Origin of the sequence: Streptomyces sp. NPDC090022 (assembly GCF_044748145.1) — a bacterium.
Lineage (GTDB): Bacteria > Actinomycetota > Actinomycetes > Streptomycetales > Streptomycetaceae > Streptomyces.
This window is the reverse complement of sequence record NZ_JBIVFN010000051.1, coordinates 1-8172: the sequence shown is the minus strand read 5'-3', so window position 1 is coordinate 8172 and position 8172 is coordinate 1. Positions and strand designations below refer to the sequence as shown.

The following is an 8172-nucleotide window of genomic DNA, read 5'->3' as shown; positions in this document are numbered from 1 at the left end:
CACCCACATGGTCCCCGCCACCCTCACCCCCCTCACCGCCCTCCCCCTCACCCCCAACGGAAAACTCGACCCCACCCAACTCCCCGCCCCCCGGCCGCGTCAGCAGCCCACCACGCCGGTGGCCGAAGCCGTCGCAGCCGCCCCGCTGACGCCGGCCGAGGCGGCGCTGCGGGCGGTGTGGGTGAAGGTGCTGGGGCAGGAGGACATCGGGGCCGCGGACAACTTCTTCTCCCTGGGCGGGGACTCGATCACCGCCATCCGCCTGGTCTCCCAGGCCCGTGCGGCCGGGATCGACTTCGGTGTCGAGGACCTCTTCCTCAACCCCACCCTCGGCGAACTGGCCGCCGTGACCGCGCCCACGACGGAGCCGGCGGCGACCCCCGCCCCCCTCGCCCCCCTGCCCGCGGGCCTCCCGGCCGACGTCGAGGACGCGTACCCGCTCGCCGCCCTCCAGCTGGGCATGCTCTACCACGTGGAGCTCAGCGGCGACCCGAGCCTGTACCACGACCTCACCGGCGTGCGCGTGCACGCCGCCTGGTCGCCGGAGTCGCTGCGGCACGCCCTGGACGTCCTCACCGCCCGGCACGAGATCCTGCGGACCTCCTTCGAACTGGCCGAGTACGACGAGCCGCTCCAGCTCGTCCACCGCGCCGGGAGCGTCCGGATCCCCGTGGAGGTGGAGGACCTCACCACCTACGGCGCGCAGGAGCAGGACAAGGCGCTCGCCGACTGGTGGGAGCGCGAGTCCGCGACCGCCTTCGACCTGACGCGGGCGCCGCTGGTGCGCGTCCACGTCGGGCTGCGCGGCGCCGACGACTTCCAGCTGTCCGTCTCCGTGCACCACATCCTGCTCGACGGCTGGAGCTTCGCCCGCCTGATGACCGAGCTGCTCGACGTGTACGAGGACCACCTCGCCGGCGGCAGCGGGCGCGAGCTGCCGGCGCTGCCCGCCGTGCGCTACCGCGACTTCGTCGCCGCCGAGCGGGCCGTGGCCGCCTCGGCCGAGGCCCGCGCGTACTGGGCCCGGCTGCTGGACGGCGTACGCCCGCTCGCCCTGCCCCCGGCGACGCCGGCGGCCGCGGAGCCGGCGGACGAGGCCGGCCCCTCGACGCTCCGGGTCCTGCCCGCGCCGCTCGCCGAGGGTGTGCGCCGCGCCGCCGACCGGCTCGGCGTCCCCGTCAAGAGCGTCTACCTCGCCGCCCACCTGTGGGCGCTGGGCCGCCTGACGGGCGAGTCCGACGTGGTCAGCGGCCTGTGCGGGAACGGCCGGGCCGAGGCCGAGGGGTCCGAGCTGGTGCTCGGCGTGTTCCTCAACGTCGTCCCCGTGCGCATGGCGGTCGGCGCGGACACCGACTGGGCCGCGCTGGTCCGGGCCGCCTTCGACGCCGAGCGCGCGCACCTGCCGTACCGCGGCTACCCGCTCTCCCGGATGGCCAAGGACCTCGGCTTCGAGCCCTTCCCCGTGATGTTCAACTACACCGACTTCCACACCGTCGACGCGGTCGCGACCGTCGGCTCACTGCGCGCCGACGACTGGAGCTACGCCGACCGCACCAACTTCCCCCTGCTGGTGGAGGTCAACAAACTGGCCGCGGGCCTCGGCACGGAGCTGAGCATCACCGTCGACCCGCAGGAGACGCGGACGGCCGTCGGCCCCCGCCTGGCCGGCCTCCTGCACGAGGCCCTCACCCACCTCACCCACCACCTCGCCCCGGCGATCTAGGAGTACGCACATGGAATACCGTCCGTTCGGCCGGCTCGGCTGGCAGGTCGGCGAAGTCGGCTACGGAATGTGGGGCATCGCCGGGGGAGAGGGCGGCTGGACCGGGGCCGACGACGCCACCGGGGCGGAATCGCTGCGGGAGAGCGTCGAGCGCGGCGTCAATTTCTTCGACACCGCCTGGATCTACGGGCGCGGCCACAGCGAGGAAATGCTCGGCAAACTGCTCGCCGAATACCGCGACAGGCGGCTGTACGTCGCCACGAAGATCCCCCCGAAGGACCGCGCCTGGCCCTCCACGCGTCAATCGCGGCTGGCGGACGTGTTCCCCGAGGACCACATCCTCGAATACACGTACAAGAGCCTGGAGAACCTCGGCACCGATTCCGTCGACCTGCTCCAGTTCCACGTCTGGGAGGACGCCTGGGCCGACGACGAGCGCTGGCAGGAGCCGGTGCGCCGGCTCAAGGACGAAGGGGTGGTCGGCGGCATCGGCATCAGCGTCAACCGCTGGGAGCCGTGGAACGTCCTGAAGGCCCTGGACACCGGGCTGATCGACGCCGTCCAGGTCATCTACAACATCTTCGACCAAGCCCCGGAGGACGAGCTGTTCGCCGCCTGCCGCGAGCGCGGCGTCGCCGTGATCGCCCGGGTGCCCTTCGACGAGGGCACCCTCACCGGCACCCTCACCCACGACACGGTGTGGCCCGAGGACGACTGGCGCGGCAGCTACTTCGTCCCGGAGAACCTGCACGCCAGCGTGGACCGGGCCGAGGCCCTCAAGGCCGTCCTGCCGCCGGGGACGACGCTGCCCGAGATCGCCCTGCGCTTCATCCTCCAGCACCCGGACGTCGCCACCGTCATCCCCGGCATGCGCAGCATCCGCCACGTCCACGCCAACACCGCGGTCAGCGGCGCGGCCCCGCTGCCCGCGGACCTGATGGCCACCCTGCGCACCCACCGCTGGGACCGGGTCCCGACCGCCTGGTCCCAGTGACGCCCGCCCGCCGAACGTCATGACGACGAAGGGCCCGGAGCCGAAGGCCCCGGGCCCTTCACCGTGCCGCCCCGCTGTCAGGCGGTGAGGCGGCGGCCCGGTTCGATCTGCCAGTGGTGGCCGCCGTGCGTGAAGCGGGTCTGGCGTACCGTCCCCGGGGCGTCCGCGAGGTCCAGCATGCGGCGTACGGTCACATTGCCCTTGTACAGCTCGACCTCGACCGTGCCGTCCAGACCGCGCGTGAGGACGTCGGCCCCGGCCGCCGCGGCGCGGCCCGACGGGCAGTGGAAGCCGCCCTCGTAGATCGCGGTGCCCAGGTTGGCCGACAGGCTGCGCATCAGCGCGGCGCCGTACTTGTCGAGCCCCGCCTGGTACAGCGCCTCCATGCACACGCCCAGCACCTCCAGGCCCGGCGCCTCGTACACGCCACGGCACTTGGTGCCGTTGACCCGGTTCTCGACGACCGCCTTCAGCGAGACGCCGTGCCGGCCGCCGGCCTCGTTGGCCCGCTGCACCGCCTCCAGCGGCGTCACCGGCGCTCCGTCGACCTCGACCGGACGGCCGTCCACGAACCGCACCGTGAGGATCTCCGGGTCGCTCTGCGCGTCCTGCGGGCAGGCGGTCAGGATCGGCGACACCACCATCGGCGGGGTCTCCAGGGACTCCAGCTCGTCGCTCTCGTGCGAGAAACCGGCGAGCGAGCCGTCCACCGAGTACGTCGCCCAGTTCGTCAGCGACTCCGGATAGTCCCGCTCGATCAGGTACTCGGACATGCTCGTGCGGTTCGGGAAGCGGCGCAGCAGTTCCGGCTGCGTCCACGGCGTGAACACCTCCAGATCGGGCGCGAGCCGCGCGGTGTAGCGGAAGAAGCGCATCTGGTCGTTGCCGCCGCCGACACAGCCGTGCGCCAGCACCTGGCAGCCGTCCGTGCGCAGCGCCTCGGCCAGCCCGCCCACGAGCACCGCACGCGAGGCGCCGGTGGTGTTCCAGTACCCGCCCTCGTACATCGCCCGGTAGCGCACCAGGTCCAGGCCCATCTCGGCCATCTCGGCGCGCAGGTCGACCGTCTGCGCCTTCAGACCGCGCCGCTCCAGCTCCGCGGCCAGCTCGGCGGCGGGCAGCGGCACGGTCTGGCCGAGGTCGGCGACGTACGCGACGACGTCCACGCCGTTCTCGGCGAGCCATGCGGCGACAGCGGTGGAGGAAAGTCCCCCCGAGGCCAGCAGCCCGACGCGCCGCCCTCTCAGTCCGTCAAGGTCCATGTGTCGACAACCCCCAGATACGGAGCGGGTGAATACCGGCGCGGAATTCATTCCGCGCAGCTGGTCATCCCGCGACGCTAAACCCGCCGGACCCCCGCGACAACCGCCGCATTCGGTACGGCCGTAATATCTGCGATTACTTCTCGAGTAATCCGGAAGACCTGTCGAATAATCCGTCGCATGCCGTACGGTTCCGAGGACCGATTCTGTGCGCATTGACCTCGCCCACCCCATGAAGAGGTCACGCCGGCAGACCGCTGAAAACGCGGGGCTCTGAGGGGGAGGCCACATTGTCCAATGTTCCGGAGCAACTGCGGGGGAATTTCCCTGGGATCTCCGTCGACTACCCGAAGGACCGTACGGTCCTCCAGCTCTTCGAGGACCGCGCGGCGGCCCGCCCGGACGCCCCCGCCGTCACCCACGGGGCGACCACCCTCACGTACGGACAGCTCGACCGGCGCGCCAACACCCTGGCCGCCCGTCTCCTCGAACTGGGTACCGAGCGCGGCGAGTTCGTCCCGCTGGCGGTCCAGGGCGGGCTCGAACTGCCCCTGACGATGATCGCCGCCATGAAGATCGGCGCCCCGTTCGTACCGATCGACGACGCCGGTCCCGCCGACCGGGTCCGCGCCATGCTCGACACCCTGGACGCGCGCCTGGCCGTCCGCAGTGCCGAGGCCCCCGACCTGCCCGGGTACCGCGTCCTGCGCGTCGACCCGACGGCGCTCCCGGAAACCGCGCAGGCCCCCGACCGCGCCCCGGCCGGCCTCGCCGACCCCGTCTACGGCTTCTACACCTCGGGCTCCACCGGCCTGCCCAAGTGCACGGTCAACATCCACGGCGGGCTGCTCAACCGCTTCCAGTACATGAGCGCGGCCCTCAGCGACCGCGCCGACGAGGTCGTCCTGCAGAACAGCCGCCACCAGTTCGACTCCTCGCTGTGGCAGCTGCTGTGGCCGCTGACCACCGGCAGCCGCGTGGTCATCCCCGAGCGCTCCGGGATCCTGGACCTGACCGCCACCATCGAGGTCATCGAGCGGCACGGGGTCACCACCACCGACTTCGTCCCCTCGATCTTCAACACGCTCGTGGAGCTGCTGCGCACCCGGCCCGAGCTGGTGGCGAGCCTGCGCTCGCTGCGCCGGCTGCTGATCGGCGGCGAGGAGATGACGGCCGACGCCGTGCACTCCTTCCGCGCCCTGCTGCCACACGTCACGATCGTCAACACGTACGGCCCGACCGAGGCGTCCATCGGCTCCGTCTTCCACATCGTCACCGACGAGGACCGCGACCCCATCCCGATCGGCCGCCCCATCCACAACACGTACGCCGTCATCGTCGACGAGCGGATGCGCCCCGTCGAGGTCGGCGAGACCGGCGAGATCTGTATCGGCGGCACCTGTCTGGGCCTGGGCTACCTCGGGGACCGCGCCAAGACCGACGCCGCCTTCGTCCCCAACCCCTTCCCGCAGATCCCCGGCGAGCGCCTCTACCGCACCGGCGACCTCGGGCACCACCGCCCCGACGGCCTCCTGCAGTTCGCCGGCCGCCGCGACCACCAGGTCAAGATCGGCGGGATCCGGGTGGAGCTGTCCGAGGTCGAGGCCGGCCTGCTGCGCCACCCCTCGGTCCGCGAGGCCAAGGTCATCGCGCACGGCCCCACCGCCGCCCGCACCCTCCTCGCGTACGTGACGCTGCGCGCCCCGCTCACCCCGGCCGAACTGCGCGACCACGCCCGCTCGGTGCTGCCCGCGGCGCTGGTGCCCCGGCGGTTCACCGTGCTGGACGCGATGCCGCTGACACCCAACGGCAAGGCCGACCGCAAGGCCCTGGCCCGGCTCGCCGAGGGCGCGTCCGGCGCCGTTCCCCCGCCCGCGCCGGCCACGCTCCCCGGCCCGGGTACGGGCACCGCCTTCGGCCAGGACACCCCGGGTGCCCAGACCCCCGACGCCGACCGCGCCACCCCGGCGCACCCGGCGCCCGCGGCGCCGCCGGCTCCCGTGCCCCCGCCGACCGCGGCCCACGCGCTCGGCCTCGTCCACGCCGCCTGGCTCGGCATCCTCCCCGTCCCGTACGCCGCCCCCGACGACGACTTCTTCGACCTCGGCGGCGACTCGCTGGCCGCCCAGCGGCTCGCCGTCGCCCTCTCCGCCCGTACCGGCGTGCGGGTGTCGGTCCGTGAGGTCTTCGAACACCCCACCCTCGCCGGCCAGGCGGGCCTGCTCACCGGCAGCCCGGCGACGGCCCCGGCCCCGGCGCCCGCTGTCCCCACGCAGGAGTTCCGGACCGCCCGGACCGCCCCGACCGAGACCCGCGACACGGCCCCCGACCAACCCGACGACCGCCTGCCCGCCGACATCACCGCCGCCGCCCCGCCCGCCGGCCCCGACCTGCGCCACGTCCTGCTCACCGGGGCCACCGGGTTCATCGGCGCCCAGCTCCTGCACGACCTGCTGGCCGGCACCGACGCCACCGTGCACTGCCTGGTCCGCGCGGCCGACGCCGGCACCGCCTTCGCCCGCGTCATCGACAACCTGCGCGCCTACCGGCTGTGGGACCCCGCCCGGGCCCACCGCATCAAGGCGGTCCCCGGCGACCTGGCCCAGCCCCTGCTGGGGCTCACCCCGGCCCGGTTCGGCGAACTCGCCCGTGAGCTCGACGCCGTCCTGCACAACGGCGCCACCGTCAACCTGGCCCGCGGCTACCGGGCCCACCACGCCGCCAACGTCGCCGGCACCGTCGAGATCCTGCGCCTGGCCACCACCCACCGCCTCAAGGACGTCCACTTCATCTCCACCCTCGGCGTCCTGGCGGCCACCGCCGCCACCGGCGAGGAGGGCCCCGTACCGGCCGCCCCCGTGCCCGCCGACGGCTACAGCCGGTCCAAATGGGTCGCCGAGCGGCTCCTGGAACAGGCCGCCGACCGCGGCGTGCACGTCACCATCCACCGCTTCGGGGAGGTCATGCCGCACTCGCGTACCGGTGTCCCCAGCCGTACCGGCCTCTTCGACCTGCTGGTCAAGGCCTGCGTGCGGACCGGGCAGTGGTTCGCCAGCCCCATCGCCACCGACTACACCCCGGTCGACACGGTCAGCGCCCTCGTCGTCGCCGCCCTCACCCGCCGGGCCCGCGGCTGGTTCCACGGGATCCAGCCCCGCGGGGTCACCCTCGACGAGCTGATGGCCGTGTTCCAGGAGGAGTTCGGCCTGCGCCAGGTCGACTACGCGGCCTTCTGGGAGGCGGTGCAGGAGGCCGCCGCCACCGACACGGCCCCCGAGGACCTCGTCCGCGTCCTCGCCGTGCTGCCCGCTCCCGACCCGCAGGACGAGACCCGGGTGAAGGAGGCCCTCGCCGGCCTGTTCCGCCTCGACCCGGCGACGGTGGCCCGGGCGCGCACCGAGCGGCTGGCCGAGATCGCCGGCATCCCCTGGCCCGAACCGGGACCGGAACTCTTCCGCGGCGGCACCACCCACTACCGGGCGCTCGCCCTCGGCGGAGAGGCACGCCGATGACGGACACCGACACCACCTTCTGCACCTGCTGTCCGGGCGCCACCGTCTGGCTGACCGGACTGCCCAGTGCGGGCAAGACCACCCTCGCCCACGCCCTGGCCGACCGGCTGCGCGCCGGCGGCCGGCGGGTGGAGGTCCTCGACGGTGACGAGATCCGCGCGTTCCTCTCCGCGGGCCTCGGCTTCAGCCGGGAGGACCGCGACACCAACGTGCGGCGGATCGGCATGGTCGCCGAGGTCCTCGCCCGCAACGGCGTCCTCGCCCTGGTCCCGGCCATCGCGCCGTACGCCGACAGCCGTGCCGCCGTCCGCGGGCGCCACGAGGCGTCCGGGACGGCGTACCTGGAGGTCCACGTGGCCACGCCCGTGGAGGTGTGCTCGGCGCGCGACGTCAAGGGCCTGTACGCCCGGCAGGCCGCCGGTGAGCTCTCCGGGCTGACCGGCGTCGACGACCCGTACGAGGTTCCCGAGAGCCCCGACCTGCGGATCGCCGCGCACACCCAGACCGTGGCGGAGTCGGCGGAGCGGCTGCTGACCCTGCTGTCCGAGAGGGGCCTGAGCCGATGAAGGAGTCCCTCCGCGAATCCCCCTACGCGCTGTCGCACCTGGACGCGCTGGAGTCGGAGGCGGTGCACATCTTCCGTGAGGTGGCGGGCGAGTTCGAGAAGCCGGTGATCCTGTT

5 protein-coding genes and 1 pseudogene are annotated in these 8172 nt (G+C 73.3%); 5 read left to right on the top strand and 1 reads right to left on the bottom strand.

The window, feature by feature from the left end; translation table 11 throughout:
- Together ACIPXB_RS36985 and ACIPXB_RS36980 are read left to right on the top strand one after the other, a co-directional pair.
- On the top strand, positions 1–1723 hold a 1723-nt coding region (locus tag ACIPXB_RS36985; RefSeq protein ID WP_401457386.1), incomplete at its 5' end, for a condensation domain-containing protein.
- A 10-nt stretch (positions 1724–1733) separates the two neighbouring features.
- Positions 1734–2717, top strand: a complete 984-nt coding sequence (locus tag ACIPXB_RS36980) for an aldo/keto reductase (protein WP_401457385.1) — start codon at positions 1734–1736, stop codon at positions 2715–2717.
- Between the two features lie 77 nt (positions 2718–2794).
- Here ACIPXB_RS36980 and ACIPXB_RS36975 read toward each other — a convergent pair whose 3' ends face one another.
- Positions 2795–3979: an argininosuccinate synthase domain-containing protein gene (locus ACIPXB_RS36975; protein ID WP_401457383.1), complete on the bottom strand. Its 1185-nt coding sequence runs from the start codon at positions 3977–3979 to the stop codon at positions 2795–2797.
- 290 nt (positions 3980–4269) lie between these two features.
- Here ACIPXB_RS36975 and ACIPXB_RS36970 point away from each other — a divergent pair, with 290 nt between their 5' ends.
- From ACIPXB_RS36970 to ACIPXB_RS36960, 3 genes and pseudogenes are all read left to right on the top strand, one after another.
- Positions 4270–7491, top strand: coding sequence for an amino acid adenylation domain-containing protein (locus ACIPXB_RS36970; protein ID WP_401457381.1), 3222 nt, complete (start codon positions 4270–4272; stop codon positions 7489–7491).
- Positions 7488–8057, top strand: coding sequence for an adenylyl-sulfate kinase (cysC, locus tag ACIPXB_RS36965; RefSeq protein ID WP_401457380.1), 570 nt, complete (start codon positions 7488–7490; stop codon positions 8055–8057). The genes ACIPXB_RS36970 and cysC overlap by 4 nt, the downstream gene beginning before the upstream one ends.
- 14 nt (positions 8058–8071) lie before the next feature.
- Positions 8072–8172 (top strand): annotated as a pseudogene (locus ACIPXB_RS36960) (sulfate adenylyltransferase small subunit); the annotation flags it as partial.